The sequence below is a fragment of the Pseudomonas sp. Y39-6 genome (assembly GCF_023651955.1).
Classification (GTDB): domain Bacteria; phylum Pseudomonadota; class Gammaproteobacteria; order Pseudomonadales; family Pseudomonadaceae; genus Aquipseudomonas; species Aquipseudomonas veronii.
In genome coordinates, this window is sequence record NZ_CP069594.1 from 5,055,650 (window position 1) to 5,071,839 (window position 16,190).

A 16,190-nucleotide genomic window follows, 5' to 3' on the forward strand; every position below is an offset into this window, starting at 1 on the left:
TTCCCTACGGTTATTGAAGTCACCGAGTTCCTCGCGATATGTCAGCGCTTGAACATCCCCTCCGATATTGCTCCCATCGCAGAACATTGCGCAGTGGTTATCGAGCCGACGTCCATATATCTGGCAACTGCTCGCAGATCGACAGCAGGAAGTCGCTGATGACAATGCGATCCGCATTTTGCTTGAACAGCTACACAGCCCTGAAGGTTTGCCGCCCAAGGCCGACAGCGTCTGCCATTTGATCAATCAGCATCTGTTGGAACACCCTCAACTGCTCTGGCCAATTGGTTGGGCAGCCGAGAACAGTTGCGGGCTGAATGGGGTGGGAAGCGAGAAGGTGCAGCTCGATTATCAAAGCCATCAGTTGAAGTTGGAACTGAGGTTTGTAGGGTAATCGACCAGAATGATTTATTTTTCGCGTCTTAAACGACACTATCCGGTTCGAACAAGCTGCCCGTCTTGCGCAACATGGCTGTGGTTCGTTCCATGCGTCGGGCAAAGTCATCCAGTTCAATCTGATGCTTTTGCTCCGACGCGATCTGACCCACATGGCTGCTTGGTTGCAGGAGTTGTTCCGCGCCTGGCAAGAACGGTACCACTAGGCCAGTGGCCTTATCGATCACCTGGTAGCCGATGGTCGCCGCCCCAATGCCCGCCGCCAGTCCGCCAACACCACCTAATACACCACGGCGCTTGATGCCATACACCGTAGCCCCGGCAATCATCGCCACGCCCAATATGCGACCGGCCACTACGACTGGGGACAGATCACGGCTATTGTCATTGCCGAAATAGGTCATGCGGTAAAAGAAATAACCGGCCCACAACTCCCTCGACTTCAACTTGTCGTGCATGAACCAGGCCCGCGAGTCGTGTATCTGGTCATCGAACAACGCCACCAGTAGGGCCATCTCAGGGTCTGCACCGGACGTGCCTTGAGCATCACGGAACAGTTGCTTACTGCGCAGATCACCTGCCGTCTTGAGGGCGTCATGGTCCTTGGACTCGTCATTCTCGTTAAGTAAATAGATCGCATCGCGTAACACCACGTCGGTCACCGTGCCTTGCCAACTGGATTGCTCACGCTTCTGGCCGGTGTAGTCAGACTTGAATTCCTCGGCAGCTTGGCTGAGTTGGGTCTGATCAATCTGCGGTTCATAGATTCGTGGGCCGGGATACTGAGGGTTATCCCGCCGCATTTTCACGGCATCAGCCTGGTCTTTTTTATACTGTTCGCGCTCAGTAGTTTCCTGATAGGGCGTCGCCTCTTTGGCTTGGGTGAAAAAAGGCTGGCGCTTATAGCTGTCGTTATTACCTTGAGGATCATTGACGTAACGACCAATACGCCAACCGGTGATCCAGCCCAGTTGATCGGCCAGGGTGTCTTCTACGGTGGTGTTCAAACGCAGCGGCTTATAGGCCGAGTCCTCGACGGATTCGTCAGCCGCAACACCTGGTAGGGTTTTGAGGCGCCAGGCGTTGAAACGATCCACTACATGGGGGCTCATATCGAACTCCTCTCTTGTATCTCGTTCCAACTTTCGCCACAACATCTCCGAGCTATTATTAAACGTGTCCGGCAGTACCTCTTCTGGCACTTGCAGAGGGGCACCCGCTGCAAAAGCAGCGGCATACAAGTCGTGCAAGACAATCTGCGACACCAGCTCATGAGTACCTTCACGAGCTTTGCCCTGGTCATTTTTCGGGTAGCCGCCGCCCACATCCGAATGCACACCGGGGTACACCACTTCGTAGGTATTGGCCGGATACTGGCCGTTTTCGTTACGAATCGAATCCAACGGAAAGCATGAGCGTTGCTCGAAGCCCGCGACAAAATGCCGACAACACTTGACCAGTTCCGGGAACCGCTGCGCATCCGGTAGCAACTGGGTGTTATCGGCCCAGTCCATATGCCCAGCAAAGAATGGGGCTACATGGGCAATACCCACCGAGGCCACCGTGTCCAGCACGCCAAGAAACTCGACGCTGACAGGCAAGCCCAACAGTTCCTGTTTTGGCAGTTCATCCCCTTCTGGGGTGTCGAACAACTGACTCAACCAGGTAACAAAAGTGCGAGCCTCTGCCGCTCCCCGAGAGAAACCGTACACGTACAGTTTGACCGCCAGCACTTTAGGCTGGGCCTCGTCCTTGCGAGCGTGTAAAGGGGCCAGCAGCTCTTTCATGATTCGGCGGCGATTGCCTTCACCCAGAGCACTCATCAGCGGTGCCTTCCAGGTGCTCATGGCCTCGACCTTGGTCTTGGCGACAATGTCATCAATTCCGCTTTTATTGTTCAGAGCATAAGATAACGCGCTGGCCACCTGTACCAAGGCCCAGTTGATCCGGTCTTCCCCCCCAGTGGCATATTGCAGCCCGCTATCGCTGTAATCCAGTTCGCCAACTTCGGGGAATGGCGTGCCGACACCGGGCATGTAATACGAAAAATAACCCTGCCCCATCGCGTCTTTACCTCGTAGTGAGGCATGAAACAGCTTGGCGATATTAGTGGGATGCCCCTCCTGGGTGTCGCTCTTTTCGTTATTGTTGGTGCCATCGAAAAACAGACTGATATGCAGGCTATGACAACAGGTAAAACGCTGTGTGCGACGCCCTTGATCGTCACGTTTTTGTTGAAGCCGATTTTGCTCAGCAATTTGCTTATTGTAGTTATCTGTCACATCCGATGTTTTCGTCGGAAAACGCCCCGTAGCAGGAAAAACTGGCGGCCCCCAAGCTTTGTCTTTTGAATTATTGTTCACTTCGGACATACGGCCGGCTCCTTCATTTGCGAGGGTTCTTTAATCGGGTAATGCTCTGAGTTAAATGCCCAACATGAACTCGTAACCTTGATCTGGTTACAAACCAAAAAGTGTACCTTCAAGCCACATCGTTCCGTCCCAGGCCACTCTGGAATGTCCACGGTGGTGTTGTGGCGCTGATAGTTGGCTTTATGTTTAACCATAAAAGCTCTGAACTCGTCTGTTCCTAAAGGCGGCGTGGGCCCAAATGGCTCAGGATCGACCTCCCATTCAATCTGGGCCTTTAAGCCAGGACGCCATTTGACGGGCATGATGATGCAACACGAGCTTCCACCACCACCGTCCGCTCGGTAACCATTGACCGACATCCAGTTAATACCGTGCATGGTATGGTTGATGGCTTGCAGGTTTCCCCCAGCCATTTCATTGTTCGCTGAAGAACACCCAGATAACGCGAATCCCAAGAAGTAAAACGCGACTTTTTGTGTTGTTTTTTTTATTATCGATTGCATTGCTAGCAACTTCCTTGCTGATCACCTTGATCGCGTAAACCATTCAAACCACTTATGCATGCAATACACTCTTGTCCCAGCGCAAAGTGGCCATCCAGGCACCTAGGTTCTGCTTAAGTTCTGTTTCACATACTCGGTCAAATCGCCGAAATAATTTTCCTGACCCGCTTGCACAACAAGTGAGTGAATTAGCGCGAAACGCCGCTCTCGGCTCTCATCCAGGAAATCAAAGTTTTTGCCATTTAACAGTTGCTGCGCATCGCTGATACAACCAAGCAGGTCAAATTGTTGATCGTTCATTTCCACGAAGGGACTGACCTGGATGTTGCTCTGATGGGTGAGCCTCGTGCCTTGTAACCACTGCGGCTGGTTATCCCGATCAAGCCAGCCCCAATAAGCAGCGGCTTGCAGAAACTCGGCGCGCTGCTGATCGGTGAGGATCGAGGACATCAGCAGGGGAAAGATGCGTGAGTCGTAATACCGTAACAAACCGGTTTGTCCACCCCAAGCCAATTGCGAAAACCCTTGCAGGGCTTTACTCAAAACTTCGAAGGGCAATGACGAGATCACCACCATTAGGCGGCCATCGGTGGCATGCTCCACCAACTGTTCCAGCCAGGCCTTATGTCGCCACTGCGTCAAGTCCAGACGCATCAACAGAGGGGCCTGATCCAACAGGTTTTGCTCTGACGTGCCGGTGAACAACGAGAACCAGGGGACTTTTGGCGTTAGCATCTCCAAGGCAGGCACAGCACGGTGGCTCCATCCTGCCTGGTCGAGCAGTAAGTCAATCTGGCTTATGCCAATGTGGGCGCAAACATGTTCGATCTGTTCTTGCCATTGAGTGGGCATCGTCATGTCCATATTCCCTCGATTAATTATCGCGGATCAGTCCGGTCGAGGTTCTCGCGTCGGCGGGCAGACGCTCAAACGATGCGCCAAAGGCTGCACACATAAAAATCGAGAGTAAATAGGACATTTCCCAAAGATGAGAGCTTAGTCATGCAAAATATTTCATGGCGATCACACTGGAAACTACTCCCTGGTGCAATTGCCACAAAGCAGCACTGATGTACTTAGCGTGTCAGAAAGTCGATGAATGCGAGTCGCATATTTTTCAAGCGCGAACCGTTACAAGTAGGCAGAGTTTTGGTGTGAGCATTTTCTGCGAAAGACCTCGCGGCCCGACTTATCCTGGCCATGCAGGTGGAAAGTGTGTTTGCCGAGATCGGTACCGATCAGTGTTGACTCGCTCATGATGATGGCCTCCGAAAACAAAACACCCCGTGAAAGCGTAGCCCTCACAGGGTGTTGGGGGTGACCATCTCATTAGCCCGCAGTGTGGGCGGGCAAAAAAACCAACGAAGAGCGTCGAGGGGATGATGCTCAGCTACCGCGATAGGTGGAATAGCTATAAGGCGAAATCAACAGCGGCACATGGTAGTGCTCCTGTTCGGCGCTGATGCCGAAGCGCAGCACCACCACGTCGAGGAACGCCGGCTCCGGCAATTGCACGCCACGCGCCCGGTAATAGTCGCCGGCGCTGAATTGCAGTTGGTACACACCGCTGCGGTAGGCGTCGCCTTGCAGCAACGGTGCGTCGCAGCGGCCGTCGCTGTTGGTGACGGCAGTGGCGACCAGTTCCAGTTGCGCGCCGTCGACGCGGTACAGCTCAACCGTGATGCTGCTGCCGGGACAGCCGTGAGCGGCGTCCAAAACGTGTGTGGTCAAACGTCCCATGGCGTGTACGCGCCTCCCGAGGTCAGTAGAAATGAGTGCCGCACTTTTTCAGGGCAGCGAAAAAGCTGGTGTGGGACGATTAAGACACTTTTCAAAAAAATTGTACACAATAAAAATCACAAACCTTGCGATCCTTCCACTGGCCTGGCGCGACCGGCCGATTCATGAGTCATCCTTGCTTTTAAACGACCTTTTGTCCATTAGCTGACCAGTCAGGCAAGTTTCTTGCTACACCCTTGAAGGTGAGCGTTGCGGAAAAAATGCAGAAATCCGGGCTTACAAAGTGGCGAATAAGTTGTATACAATCACTCATCGCTGTGACGCCACTCAGTCTTTTCACTGCCCGGCCGCCACACCCACCGCTACCACGCACAAGAAGGAAGACTGCAGTGAGCGCTGACTACCCACGCGACCTGATCGGTTACGGCAGTAACCCTCCTCACCCCCACTGGCCGGGCAAGGCACGCATTGCGTTGTCTTTTGTACTCAACTACGAAGAAGGCGGCGAGCGCAATATCTTGCACGGTGACCAAGAGTCCGAAGCCTTCCTTTCCGAAATGGTCTCGGCCCAGCCGCTGCAAGGCGAGCGCAACATGAGCATGGAGTCGCTGTACGAATACGGCAGCCGTGCCGGCGTGTGGCGCATCCTCAAATTGTTTAAAGCATTCGATATCCCGCTGACCGTCTTCGCCGTGGCCATGGCCGCCCAGCGCCACCCGGACGTGATCCGCGCGATGGTCGCCGCCGGCCATGAAATCTGCAGCCACGGCTACCGCTGGATCGACTACCAGTACATGGACGAGGCCCAGGAGCGCGAGCATATGCTCGAAGCCATCCGCATCCTCACCGAACTGACCGGCGAACGCCCGCTGGGCTGGTACACCGGCCGCACCGGTCCGAATACGCGGCGCCTGGTGATGGAGGAAGGCGGCTTCCTCTACGACTGCGACACCTACGACGACGACCTGCCCTACTGGGAACCCAACAACCCCACCGGCAAGCCGCACCTGGTGATCCCTTACACCCTGGACACCAACGACATGCGCTTCACCCAGGTGCAAGGCTTCAACAAGGGCGATGACTTTTTCGAGTACCTCAAAGACGCTTTCGACGTGCTCTACGCCGAAGGCGCCGACGCGCCGAAGATGCTTTCCATCGGCCTGCACTGCCGCCTGATCGGCCGCCCGGCGCGCCTCGCGGCGTTGAAGCGCTTTATCGAATACGCCAAGGGCCATGAACAGGTGTGGTTCACCCGCCGGGTCGACATTGCCCGCCACTGGCACGCCACTCACCCTTATAAGGGTGCGGCGCAATGACCAGGTTCCAGACCGTCAAACCGTCGACCTTGAGCCGCGATGCATTCATCAGCGCCTTTGCCGACATCTACGAACATTCGCCATGGGTGGCCGAAAAGGCCTTCGACCTGGGGCAGGACGCTTCGCTCGACGAGATCGAAACCCTGCACCAGCGCATGCGCGATATCCTGCTCAGCGCCGATCACGCCACGCAACTGGCGCTGATCAACGCTCACCCGGACCTGGCAGGCCGTGCAGCCGTCCAGGGCCAACTGACCGAAGCCAGCACTCATGAACAAGCCGGCGCCGGTATTCACCAATGCACGGCCGAAGAGTTCTCACGCTTCACCGAGCTGAATGAGGCCTACAAGGCCAAGTTCAAGTTTCCCTTCATCATGGCGGTAAAAGGCAGCAACCGGCATCAGATCATCAAAGCGTTCGAAACGCGCATCCACCACCCGGTCGACACCGAGTTCAAGTGCGCGCTGGACGAGATCAACAAGATCGCGTTGTTCCGCTTACTGACCCTCTAAACGACCATCCCCAGCCACTCTATCCAAGGCAGACAAGAAGAATGAAAGCGCAACCCGTACCTTTCGAAAAGTTCGTCAACCTGGCCGACGCCCGCCTCGGCACCAAAATCATCTCGGTGACCGATGACTGGTTCGCCGACGCCAACCGCCTGTTCCAGCCGACCCCGGCGGTGTGGAAGGAGGGCGTTTTCGATGACAACGGCAAGTGGATGGACGGCTGGGAGTCGCGCCGCAAGCGCTTCGAAGGCTACGACAGCGCGGTGATCCGCCTGGGCGCATCCGGCACGATCAAAGGCGTGGACATCGACACTTCATTCTTCACCGGCAACTTCCCGCCGTCGGCCTCCCTGGAAGCCTGCTTCCTCGCCTCGGGCGAGCCGGATGACAGCACCCAGTGGGTGGAAGTGCTGTCGGCCGTCGAGCTGCAAGGCAACAGCCACCACTACCACGCAATCAACCATGACCAGGCGTTCAGCCACCTGCGCTTCAACATCTACCCGGATGGCGGCGTGGCCCGTCTGCGCGTGTACGGTGTGCCGTTCCGCGACTGGTCCGCAGTGGGCGACAACGAACAGGTCGACCTGGCGGCGGCGCTGAACGGCGGTCGCGCCCTGGCCTGTTCTGACGAACACTTCGGCCGCATGGGCAACCTCCTCAACCCCGGCCGTGGCGTCAACATGGGCGACGGCTGGGAAACCGCGCGGCGTCGCACGCCAGGCAATGACTGGGTAATCGTCGCGCTGGGGCATGCGGGCGAGATCGAGAAAGTCATCGTCGACACCCTGCACTTCAAGGGCAACTACCCGGACACCTGCTCGATCCAGGCCGCGTTCGTGAAAGGCGGCACCGACAGCCAGATCGAAACCCAATCGCTGTTCTGGCGCGAACTGCTGCCGGCGCAGAAGCTGGAAATGCACGCCGAACACACCTTCGCCGAGCAGATCAAGGCGCTGGGGCCGATCACCCACATCCGCCTGAACGTGTTCCCGGATGGCGGTGTGAGTCGCCTGCGCGTCCTGGGCAAGGTCGCCAAGTCATGCTGAACCTGTAGGAGCAAGCTTGCTCGCGAAAAACTCAAGGACACCGCGTTCATTCAGGATGCACGCGTTATCGTTGACGACCTTCGCGAGCAAGCTTGCTCCTACAACGGTCCATCAATAACCCAACAGATTAAGAAGCCAGCCATGCGCACACTGATGATCGAACCCCTGACCAAAGAAGCCTTCGCCCCCTTCGGAGACGTGATCGAAACCGACGGCAGCGAGCACTTCATGATCAACAACGGGTCGACCATGCGTTTTCACAAGCTGGCAACGGTGGAAACCGCCCAGCCGCAAGACCACGCCATCATCAGCATCTTCCGCGCCGACGCGCTGGAAATGCCGCTGACCGTGTGCATGCTGGAGCGACACCCGCTGGGCAGCCAGGCCTTCATTCCGCTGCTCGGCAACCCCTTTCTGATCGTGGTCGCGCCACTTGGCGATGCACCTGTATCAGGCTTGGTCCGCGCCTTCGTCACCAACGGCAGGCAGGGCATTAATTACCATCGCGGCGTCTGGCACCACCCGGTGCTGACGATCGAAAAGCGGGATGACTTCCTGGTGGTTGATCGCAGTGGCACCGGCAATAACTGCGATGAGCATTTTTTCAAAGAGGATGAGCGGTTGATCCTCGCCCCCCACCAATAAGAGAAGGCCGGATCACCCGACAACAAGGGTGACAGGCGAGAGGTAAAGACTGTGGAAGCACATCTGTTGGAATGGCTGAACCTCAGCGTGCGCTGGGTTCATATGATCACTGGCGTGGCCTGGATCGGCGCGTCGTTTTACTTCGTCTGGCTGGAAAACAACCTCAACCGCGTCAACCCCAAGGACGGCCTGTCCGGTGACTTGTGGGCGATCCACGGTGGCGGTATCTACCACCTGGAAAAATACAAACTGGCCCCTCCGACCATGCCGGACAACCTGCACTGGTTCAAATGGGAAGCCTATTTCACCTGGATGTCGGGCGTCGCGCTGCTGTGCGTGGTGTTCTACCTCAACCCGACGCTGTACCTGCTCGCCCCCGGCAGCAGCCTGAGCGGCACCGAAGGCGTGTTGCTGGGCATCGGCTCACTGTTCGCCGGCTGGTTCATCTACTCCTTTCTCTGCGACTCGGCCCTGGGCAAACGCCCGGCCCTGCTCGGTTTGATCCTGTTCGTGCTGTTGATCGCGGCGGCATACGGCTTCAGCACAGTGTTCAGCGGCCGGGGCGCGTACCTGCATGTGGGGGCGATCATCGGCACCATCATGGTGGGCAACGTGTTCCGCATCATCATGCCGGCACAACGCGCGCTGGTGGCGGCGATCGCGGAGCAGCGCACGCCGGACCCGGCCCTGCCGGCCAAGGGCTTGCTGCGTTCACGGCACAACAACTACTTCACCTTGCCGGTGCTGTTCATCATGATCAGCAACCACTTCCCGAGCACCTACGGCAGCCACTACAACTGGCTGATCCTGGCGGGGATCGCCGTGGCGGCGGTGTTGGTGCGGCATTATTTCAACACCCGGCACAACAGCCAGAAATATGCCTGGACCTTGCCGGTGGGCGCGTTGGCGATGATTTGCCTGGCGTATGTCACCGGGCCCAAGCCGATCGCCGAAGTGGCCAAGGCACCAGCGGCCATCGAGTACCAGCCGTTGCCGGAGACCGCATTGGGCGGCGGCGAGAAACCCGTCGCACCGGCCGCCCCCGCTGCGGCACCCGTGCCGGCCCAGGCGACGGTCGACTTCGACAAGGTGCATGGGGTGATCCAGGCACGCTGCGCCGTGTGCCATTCGGCCAAGCCCACCAGCCCGCTGTTCAGCACCGCACCGGCGGGGGTGATGTTCGACACGCCGACGCAGATCCAGCAACAGGCCGCGCGCATTCAGGCGCAGGCCGTGGCGAGCCAGATCATGCCGTTGGGCAACATCACCCAGATGACCCAGCAGGAACGCGATCTGATCGGCACCTGGATCAACCAGGGCGCCCGCACGAACTGACTGACTCACACAGATCCCAATGTGGGCGGTTCTGAACGACCCGCCGTCGCCCACACTCATTGATTCCTTCGTCACAACAAAAACAATAACGAACAGGGAACGCCCACATGTACACCTTTGACCTGGGGACGGCCACAAGCCGTGCCCCATTCTCGCCCCACGCGCGCTCTAACAGCGCACTTGAGCCAAGGCTTTGGAGCCAGTATTCTCCGCGCCCGCTCGAATCGACTGAAAAAAAAACAGCGAATGTAAAAGCTGACTGCAAGGCCAACTTATCCCGGCCTGCGGGCGGCGGCCCAAGTGCGCAAAAGCCCTCTGAATTCGACTGCAGCCGCTGCAGCCGACGGGGATTTTTTTGGCTTTTTTTACACCTTGGCGCAGCTCTTGCTAAAAGCATTAAAGCTGACCGAACAGACGATTTTTTCAGCAAACCAAAAGGCGCCACACCAGAGCGCCTGCTTAGAAGAAAAACCATAAAACTTTAACTCGGGAGCAACCGAATGAAACCTATGTTCAAAGGCCTGATGCTGGCGGCAACCCTGCTGGCGGGCGGCCAAGCCGTTGCCGGCGACTTGTTGCAGTGGCAGAACAACAGCCTGACGTACCTGTGGGGCAAAAACTTCACCGTCAACCCGCAGATCCAACAGACCGTCACGTTTGAACACGCCGATGCGTGGAAGTACGGCGACAACTTCTTTTTCCTCGACCGCATCTTTTACAACGGCAAGGAAGACGGCAACGTCGGCCCCAGTACTTACTACGGCGAGTTCAGCCCGCGTCTATCGTTCGGCAAGATTTTCGACAAGGACTTGTCCTTCGGACCGATCAAAGATGTATTGCTGGCATTCACTTATGAGTTCGGCGAAGGCGATAACGAATCGTACCTGCTGGGCCCGGGCTTCGACCTGAACATCCCTGGTTTCGACTACTTCCAGTTGAACTTCTACCAGCGCCAGACCGAAGGCAATCGCCCGGGCGACGGTGTGTGGCAGATCACCCCCGTGTGGTCGTACACCCTTCCCGTGGGCAACTCCAACATCCTGATCGACGGCTATATGGATTGGGTGGTCGACAACGACAAGAACGCCCGTGGCACTTATCACGCCAACCTGCACTTCAACCCACAAGTCAAATATGACCTGGGCAAGGCGTTGAACTGGGGCGAGAAACAGCTGTACGTCGGTTTTGAATACGACTACTGGAAGAACAAGTATGGGATCGAAGATTCCGGCGCGTTCAAGACCAACCAGGATACCGCGAGCTTTTTGGTCAAGTACCACTTCTGACCACACCGCGGGCCTGATGGGGGAGCTGGCGTGCCTGCTCCCAAATTCAGCTAGGGGACAGCCCCAAAAACCGGGTTATCTCCTCGCGCTTGGCCAGCGCATCACTGCGCCCCAACTCGATCAACTCGCTGCAATACCCCGCCTCGAACAGCAAGTAACTGAGCACCCCCGCCCCGCTGGTCTTGGTCGCACCCGGCCCGCGCAGGAACAGGCGCAACGCCGCGGGCAATTCCTGCCGATGCCGCGCCGCGATTTCATCGATCGGCTGACTCGGCGCAATCACCAGCACATCCACCGGCGCCAGGCCCCGGGCCGCGCTGTCGGCGGGCTGGAAATGGCTGAACTGGTTCAAGCGCTCCAGCAACTCGATATCGCTTTCCAGGCTGTCAATGAACGTGCTGTTGAGCATGTGCCCACCGATCTGCGCCAGGGTCGGCTGCTGGCCAGTGTAGGCGCGCTGCGAGGCGTGTTCATGCTCGACGCCGCGCGGGTTGCCGCTGACACCCACCACCAGCACGCGGCTGGCGCCCAGGTGCAAGGCCGGGCTGATGGGGGCCGATTGCCGCACCGCGCCATCGCCGAAATACTCCTGGTCGAGCTTCACCGGAGCAAACAGCAAGGGGATCGCCGAACTGGCCAACAGGTGTTCGACCGTGAGCCGGCTGGGCACACCGATACGTCGATGGCGCAGCCAGGCATCGATGGTGCCGCCGCCCTGGTAAAAGGTCACTGCTTGCCCGGACTCGTAACCGAAGGCCGTGACCGCCACCGCCTTCAGGTGTTTTTCGCGGATGGCCTGGTCGATGCCATCCAGGTGCAGCATCTCGTGCAGCAGGTCCCGCAGCGGCGCGCTGTTGAGCAGCGCCACCGGGACCTGGGCGCCCAGGCCGAGCAGGCTGTGGAAACAGAAACGAGCGGCCTGGTGAATCACCCCCGGCCAATCGCTGCGCAGCACCAGGTGGCTGCGAAAGCCCTGCCAGAACGCCGTCAGACGCTCGATCGCCGCGCTGAAGTCCATGGCGCCACTGGCCAGGCTCACCGCGTTGATCGCGCCGGCCGATGTGCCGACGATCACCGGAAACGGATTGGCCGCGCCCGGCGGCAGCAACTCGGCAATCGCCGCCAGTACCCCCACCTGATACGCCGCACGCGCCCCGCCGCCGGAAAGAATCAAGCCTGTAACCGGTTCAGCTGGGCGCATTGCGTCACTCCATGTAGAGAAAGGCGGGTCTTACCGACGGCGTTTTTCGTACAACTTGGGCTCACCCGGCGGCCGGCTCTTGAAGCGGCGATGGGTCCAGAGGTATTGCTCGGGGCATTCGCGCACCGAGGTCTCGACCCACTGGTTGATGCGCAGGCAATCGATCTCATCGGTTTCGCCGGGGAAATCGCTCAACGGCGGGTGGATCACCAGGCGATAACCGCTGCCGTCGGCCAGGCGCTCCTGGGTAAACGGCACCACCAGCGCCTTGCCCAGGCGGGCGAACTTGCTGGTAGCGGTCACGGTGGCGGCCTGGATGCCGAACAGCGGCACGAAGATACTTTGCTTGGCGCCGTAGTCCTGGTCCGGCGCGTACCAGATGGCGCGGCCGGCGCGCAGCAGCTTGAGCATGCCGCGCACGTCTTCACGCTCCACGGCCAGGGAGTCGAGGTTGTGGCGCTCGCGGCCACGGCGCTGGATAAAGTCGAACAGCGGGTTGCCGTGCTCGCGGTACATGCCGTCGATCGTGTGTTTTTGCCCGAGCAGGGCCGCGCCGATTTCCAGGGTGGTGAAATGCAGGGCCATGAGGATCACGCCCTTGCCGTCCAACTGAGCCTGCTTGAGGTGCTCCAGGCCTTCGACGTGGGCCAGCCGCGCCAGGCGCTGGCGCGACCACCACCAACTCATGGCCATTTCAAAGAAGGCGATGCCGGTGGAGGCGAAGTTTTCCTTGAGCAAATGTTTACGCTCTTGCGCGGACTTTTCCGGGAAGCACAGTTCCAGGTTGCGCGCGGCGATGCGGCGACGTTCGCCGGCCACGCGGTACATGCCCGCGCCCAGCAGGCGACCAATGGTCAGCAGCGCGCGGTATGGCAATTGAGTGACCAGCCACAACAGGCCGAGTCCCAGCCATAGCAGCCAAAATCGCGGGTGAAAAAATACAGCTCGAAAACGCGGGCGATCCATTACAGATTCCGGTAAAGACAAGGGCCGCGCATTCTACAACGGTTCGACTCGGCTTGCGGCCAGTGGTTGTTCTCGTTATAAGTCTCGACACTTTTCGTGACAAGCCGCTTTTGCCGACCATGAGCCAAACCGAACCGCTAGACCAAGATCCCGTGTTCCAGCTGAAAGGCAGCATGCTCGCCATTACCGTGCTGGAATTGGCCCGCAATGACCTCGACGCCCTGGACCGCCAGCTCGCCGCCAAGGTCGCCCTGGCACCGAACTTTTTCAACAACGCGCCGCTGGTGCTGGCCCTGGACAAGCTGCCAGCCGGCCAAGGCGCAATCGACCTGCCGGGCCTGATGCGCGTGTGCCGCTCCCATGGCCTGCGCACCCTGGCGATTCGTGCCAGCCGTATTGAAGACATTGCCGCCGCCATCGCTATTGAACTGCCAGTACTGCCACCGTCCGGTGCCCGCGAGCGCCCACTCGATCCGCTGGCCGGTGAAGTGAAGAAAAAACCGGAAAAACCGCCGGAGCCGACGGTCAAGCCGACCAAGATCATCACCTCCCCCGTGCGCGGCGGGCAGCAGATTTACGCCCAGGGCGGCGACCTGGTGGTGATCTCGTCGGTCAGTCCGGGCGCGGAACTTCTGGCCGATGGCAACATCCATGTATACGGCCCCATGCGCGGACGTGCCCTCGCCGGCATCAAGGGTGATACCAAGGCACGTATTTTTTGCCAGCAGTTGACCGCTGAACTCGTTTCGATCGCGGGTCAGTACAAGGTTTCCGAAGATTTGCGCCGCGATCCGCTGTGGGGCGCCGCGGTACAAGTCAGCCTGTCGGGCGATGTGTTGAACATCATCCGTCTTTAACGGATACTGCCGCATTTTCCAAGCATCTCTAGACTCTGATAGCACAGCGAAACCGGCAAGACTTGCGTAGGACTAGTTTGAAGTTGGCGTTTCCACGCGGAAACCACCTCTTTTCCCTACAAAGGCTGTCCGCCTGCAGCGAGTTCCAAGAGATGTTTTTCGGGGGCTGAAAAGTCCTTTTTCCTTAGGGGTGAAACACCTTGGCCAAGATTCTCGTGGTTACATCCGGCAAGGGTGGTGTGGGTAAGACCACCACCAGCGCCGCTATCGGTACCGGCCTCGCTCTGCGCGGCCACAAGACAGTCATCGTCGACTTCGACGTCGGTTTGCGTAACCTCGACCTGATCATGGGCTGCGAACGCCGCGTGGTGTACGACTTCGTCAACGTGGTCAACGGTGAAGCCAACCTGCAACAGGCCCTGATCAAGGACAAGCGCCTTGAGAACCTGTACGTACTGGCCGCCAGCCAGACCCGCGACAAAGATGCGCTCACCAAGGAAGGCGTAGGCAAAGTCCTCGCTGAACTGAAGGAAACCTTCGAATACGTGGTGTGCGACTCCCCGGCCGGTATCGAAACCGGTGCTCACCTGGCGATGTACTTCGCCGACGAAGCCATCGTGGTGACCAACCCGGAAGTCTCCTCGGTACGTGACTCGGACCGCATGCTTGGCCTGCTGGCCAGCAAGTCCCAGCGCGCCGAAAAAGGCGAAGACCCGATCAAGGAGCACCTGCTGCTCACCCGCTACAACCCTGAGCGCGTCAGCAATGGCGAGATGCTCGGCGTTGAAGACGTCAAAGAGATCCTCGCAGTGACCCTGCTGGGTGTCATTCCCGAGTCCCAGGCGGTGCTGAAGGCCTCCAACCAGGGCGTCCCGGTGATTCTGGACGACCAGAGCGACGCCGGCCAGGCGTACAGCGACGCGGTTGATCGCTTACTGGGCAAGACCGTGGAACACCGCTTCCTCGATGTCAAGAAGAAGGGATTCTTCGAGCGTATCTTTGGAGGCAACTAAACAATGAAATTTCTCGACTTCTTTCGCGCCAACAAAAAGCCAAGTACCGCGTCGGTAGCGAAAGAGCGTCTACAGATCATCGTGGCGCACGAACGCGGCCAACGCAGCACCCCGGACTACCTGCCAGCCTTGCAGAAGGAACTGGTCGAGGTGATCCGCAAGTACGTCAATATCGGTAACGACGACGTACATGTCGCCCTGGAAAACGACGGCAGCTGCTCGATTCTGGAACTCAATATCACCCTGCCCGATCGTTGATCGAAAGGGCGGTCGCCACGGCGGCTCCGTCACCTTGATCCCTTTGCGGGAGCCGGGTGATCGAGCCGCCGTTGGCGTTTGTTACGAGGCTGTTTAATGCCGTTGTCCAACATCCATATCCTCTACCAGGACGCCGCCGTCCTGGTGGTGAACAAGCCGACTCTGCTGCTCTCGGTGCCCGGCCGCGCCGACGACAACAAGGACTGCCTGATCACCCGCCTGCAGGAAAACGGCTACCCAGAGGCCCGAATCGTCCATCGCCTGGATTGGGAAACTTCCGGGATCATCCTGCTCGCGCGGGACGCCGACACCCACCGCGAACTGTCCCGCCAGTTTCATGACCGCGAAACCGAAAAGGCCTACACCGCCCTGGCCTGGGGTCAACCGGAACTGGACAGCGGCAGCATTGACCTGCCCCTGCGCTACGATCCGCCGACCAAGCCACGCCATGTGGTCGACCACGAGTTCGGCAAGCATGCGCTGACCTTCTGGAAGGTGCTGGAACGTTGCGGTGACTGGTGCCGCGTCGAGCTGACGCCGATCACCGGGCGCTCGCACCAGTTGCGGGTACACATGCTTTCCATCGGCCACCCGCTGCTCGGCGACGGCTTGTACGCCCATGAACAAGCCCTGGCCGCCTGGCCGCGCCTGTGCCTGCACGCGAGCATGCTGAGCTTCACCCACCCGCAAAGCGGCGAGCGGCTGCGCTTCGAGTGCCCGGCGCCCTTCTAAAGCTGTAAACACCGT

Annotated in this window: 17 protein-coding genes and 1 pseudogene; 11 read left to right on the top strand and 7 right to left on the bottom strand. The window is 58.7% G+C overall.

What is annotated here, in order from left to right; all coding sequences use genetic code 11:
* Window positions 1-422: 422 nt before the first annotated feature.
* The 5 genes and pseudogenes from JN756_RS22920 to uraH all read right to left on the bottom strand — a co-directional run bounded on the left by JN756_RS22920 (window position 423) and on the right by uraH (window position 5,011).
* Window positions 423-2,768 (bottom strand): T6SS phospholipase effector Tle1-like catalytic domain-containing protein, encoded by a 2,346-nt coding sequence (locus JN756_RS22920; RefSeq protein WP_177029979.1) that lies wholly within the window; start codon window positions 2,766-2,768, stop codon window positions 423-425.
* A complete protein-coding gene (tli1a, locus tag JN756_RS22925) occupies window positions 2,756-3,271 on the bottom strand; it encodes a Tli1a family immunity protein (protein ID WP_177029978.1) in 516 nt (171 codons plus the stop codon). The genes JN756_RS22920 and tli1a overlap by 13 nt, the downstream gene beginning before the upstream one ends.
* Before the next feature lie 102 nt (window positions 3,272-3,373).
* On the bottom strand, window positions 3,374-4,129 hold the full coding sequence (gene tla1, locus JN756_RS22930) for a toxin Tle1 chaperone Tla1 (protein WP_104904523.1): 756 nt from the start codon (window positions 4,127-4,129) through the stop codon (window positions 3,374-3,376).
* A gap of 291 nt (window positions 4,130-4,420) precedes the next feature.
* Window positions 4,421-4,528 (bottom strand): annotated as a pseudogene (locus tag JN756_RS22935) (IS110 family transposase); the annotation flags it as partial.
* Window positions 4,529-4,657: 129 nt separating this feature from the next.
* Window positions 4,658-5,011 (bottom strand): hydroxyisourate hydrolase, encoded by a 354-nt coding sequence (gene uraH, locus JN756_RS22940; protein ID WP_017845823.1) that lies wholly within the window; start codon window positions 5,009-5,011, stop codon window positions 4,658-4,660.
* Between the two features lie 389 nt (window positions 5,012-5,400).
* Here uraH and puuE point away from each other — a divergent pair, with 389 nt between their 5' ends.
* The 7 genes from puuE (at window position 5,401) to JN756_RS22975 (ending at window position 11,148) form a co-directional block, all read left to right on the top strand.
* A complete protein-coding gene (puuE, locus tag JN756_RS22945; RefSeq protein ID WP_108524669.1) occupies window positions 5,401-6,327 on the top strand; it encodes an allantoinase PuuE in 927 nt (308 codons plus the stop codon).
* A complete protein-coding gene (gene uraD / locus JN756_RS22950; RefSeq protein WP_017845821.1) occupies window positions 6,324-6,839 on the top strand; it encodes a 2-oxo-4-hydroxy-4-carboxy-5-ureidoimidazoline decarboxylase in 516 nt (171 codons plus the stop codon). Before puuE ends, uraD begins: the two co-directional genes overlap by 4 nt.
* Window positions 6,840-6,880: 41 nt before the next feature.
* Complete coding sequence (gene alc / locus JN756_RS22955) at window positions 6,881-7,882, top strand: allantoicase (RefSeq protein WP_201021414.1); 1,002 nt, start codon at window positions 6,881-6,883, stop codon at window positions 7,880-7,882.
* 141 nt (window positions 7,883-8,023) lie between these two features.
* Window positions 8,024-8,527, top strand: coding sequence for an ureidoglycolate lyase (locus JN756_RS22960; RefSeq protein ID WP_017845819.1), 504 nt, complete (start codon window positions 8,024-8,026; stop codon window positions 8,525-8,527).
* 51 nt (window positions 8,528-8,578) lie between these two features.
* A complete protein-coding gene (locus tag JN756_RS22965) occupies window positions 8,579-9,862 on the top strand; it encodes a urate hydroxylase PuuD (protein WP_104902724.1) in 1,284 nt (427 codons plus the stop codon).
* A 107-nt stretch (window positions 9,863-9,969) separates the two neighbouring features.
* Entirely contained in the window at window positions 9,970-10,347 is a 378-nt protein-coding gene (locus JN756_RS22970) for a hypothetical protein (protein ID WP_152032038.1), read from the top strand.
* Between the two features lie 15 nt (window positions 10,348-10,362).
* The gene (locus JN756_RS22975; RefSeq protein ID WP_026139882.1) at window positions 10,363-11,148 is read left to right on the top strand and encodes an outer membrane protein OmpK; all 786 of its coding nucleotides are present in this window, start codon (window positions 10,363-10,365) and stop codon (window positions 11,146-11,148) included.
* A gap of 46 nt (window positions 11,149-11,194) precedes the next feature.
* Here JN756_RS22975 and JN756_RS22980 read toward each other — a convergent pair whose 3' ends face one another.
* Both JN756_RS22980 and JN756_RS22985 read right to left on the bottom strand, forming a co-directional pair.
* Window positions 11,195-12,349 carry a patatin-like phospholipase family protein gene (locus JN756_RS22980; protein WP_017845816.1) on the bottom strand — a complete coding sequence of 385 codons (1,155 nt, stop codon included), beginning with the start codon at window positions 12,347-12,349 and terminating at the stop codon, window positions 11,195-11,197.
* A gap of 30 nt (window positions 12,350-12,379) precedes the next feature.
* The gene (locus tag JN756_RS22985; RefSeq protein ID WP_057003886.1) at window positions 12,380-13,315 is read right to left on the bottom strand and encodes a lipid A biosynthesis lauroyl acyltransferase; all 936 of its coding nucleotides are present in this window, start codon (window positions 13,313-13,315) and stop codon (window positions 12,380-12,382) included.
* Window positions 13,316-13,434: 119 nt separating this feature from the next.
* Between JN756_RS22985 and minC the strand changes: the two genes are divergently transcribed.
* The 4 genes from minC to JN756_RS23005 all read left to right on the top strand — a co-directional run bounded on the left by minC (window position 13,435) and on the right by JN756_RS23005 (window position 16,175).
* The gene (gene minC / locus JN756_RS22990) at window positions 13,435-14,172 is read left to right on the top strand and encodes a septum site-determining protein MinC (protein ID WP_017845814.1); all 738 of its coding nucleotides are present in this window, start codon (window positions 13,435-13,437) and stop codon (window positions 14,170-14,172) included.
* Between the two features lie 200 nt (window positions 14,173-14,372).
* On the top strand, window positions 14,373-15,185 hold the full coding sequence (gene minD, locus JN756_RS22995; RefSeq protein WP_003209098.1) for a septum site-determining protein MinD: 813 nt from the start codon (window positions 14,373-14,375) through the stop codon (window positions 15,183-15,185).
* Between the two features lie 3 nt (window positions 15,186-15,188).
* The gene (gene minE / locus JN756_RS23000) at window positions 15,189-15,443 is read left to right on the top strand and encodes a cell division topological specificity factor MinE (RefSeq protein WP_003175252.1); all 255 of its coding nucleotides are present in this window, start codon (window positions 15,189-15,191) and stop codon (window positions 15,441-15,443) included.
* A gap of 96 nt (window positions 15,444-15,539) precedes the next feature.
* A complete protein-coding gene (locus tag JN756_RS23005; RefSeq protein WP_015885133.1) occupies window positions 15,540-16,175 on the top strand; it encodes an RluA family pseudouridine synthase in 636 nt (211 codons plus the stop codon).
* Window positions 16,176-16,190 lie beyond the last annotated feature (15 nt).

Coding starts and splice junctions, on each gene's coding strand:
- JN756_RS23005 (WP_015885133.1), top strand. CDS start 15,540: ATGCCGTTGTCCAACATCCATATCCTCTACCAGGACGCCGCCGTCCTG.
- minE (WP_003175252.1), top strand. CDS start 15,189: ATGAAATTTCTCGACTTCTTTCGCGCCAACAAAAAGCCAAGTACCGCG.
- JN756_RS22980 (WP_017845816.1), bottom strand. CDS start 12,349: ATGCGCCCAGCTGAACCGGTTACAGGCTTGATTCTTTCCGGCGGCGGG.
- uraH (WP_017845823.1), bottom strand. CDS start 5,011: ATGGGACGTTTGACCACACACGTTTTGGACGCCGCTCACGGCTGTCCC.
- minC (WP_017845814.1), top strand. CDS start 13,435: ATGAGCCAAACCGAACCGCTAGACCAAGATCCCGTGTTCCAGCTGAAA.
- JN756_RS22920 (WP_177029979.1), bottom strand. CDS start 2,768: ATGTCCGAAGTGAACAATAATTCAAAAGACAAAGCTTGGGGGCCGCCA.
- uraD (WP_017845821.1), top strand. CDS start 6,324: ATGACCAGGTTCCAGACCGTCAAACCGTCGACCTTGAGCCGCGATGCA.
- JN756_RS22985 (WP_057003886.1), bottom strand. CDS start 13,315: ATGGATCGCCCGCGTTTTCGAGCTGTATTTTTTCACCCGCGATTTTGG.
- JN756_RS22975 (WP_026139882.1), top strand. CDS start 10,363: ATGAAACCTATGTTCAAAGGCCTGATGCTGGCGGCAACCCTGCTGGCG.
- JN756_RS22960 (WP_017845819.1), top strand. CDS start 8,024: ATGCGCACACTGATGATCGAACCCCTGACCAAAGAAGCCTTCGCCCCC.
- tli1a (WP_177029978.1), bottom strand. CDS start 3,271: ATGCAATCGATAATAAAAAAAACAACACAAAAAGTCGCGTTTTACTTC.
- JN756_RS22970 (WP_152032038.1), top strand. CDS start 9,970: ATGTACACCTTTGACCTGGGGACGGCCACAAGCCGTGCCCCATTCTCG.
- alc (WP_201021414.1), top strand. CDS start 6,881: ATGAAAGCGCAACCCGTACCTTTCGAAAAGTTCGTCAACCTGGCCGAC.
- tla1 (WP_104904523.1), bottom strand. CDS start 4,129: ATGACGATGCCCACTCAATGGCAAGAACAGATCGAACATGTTTGCGCC.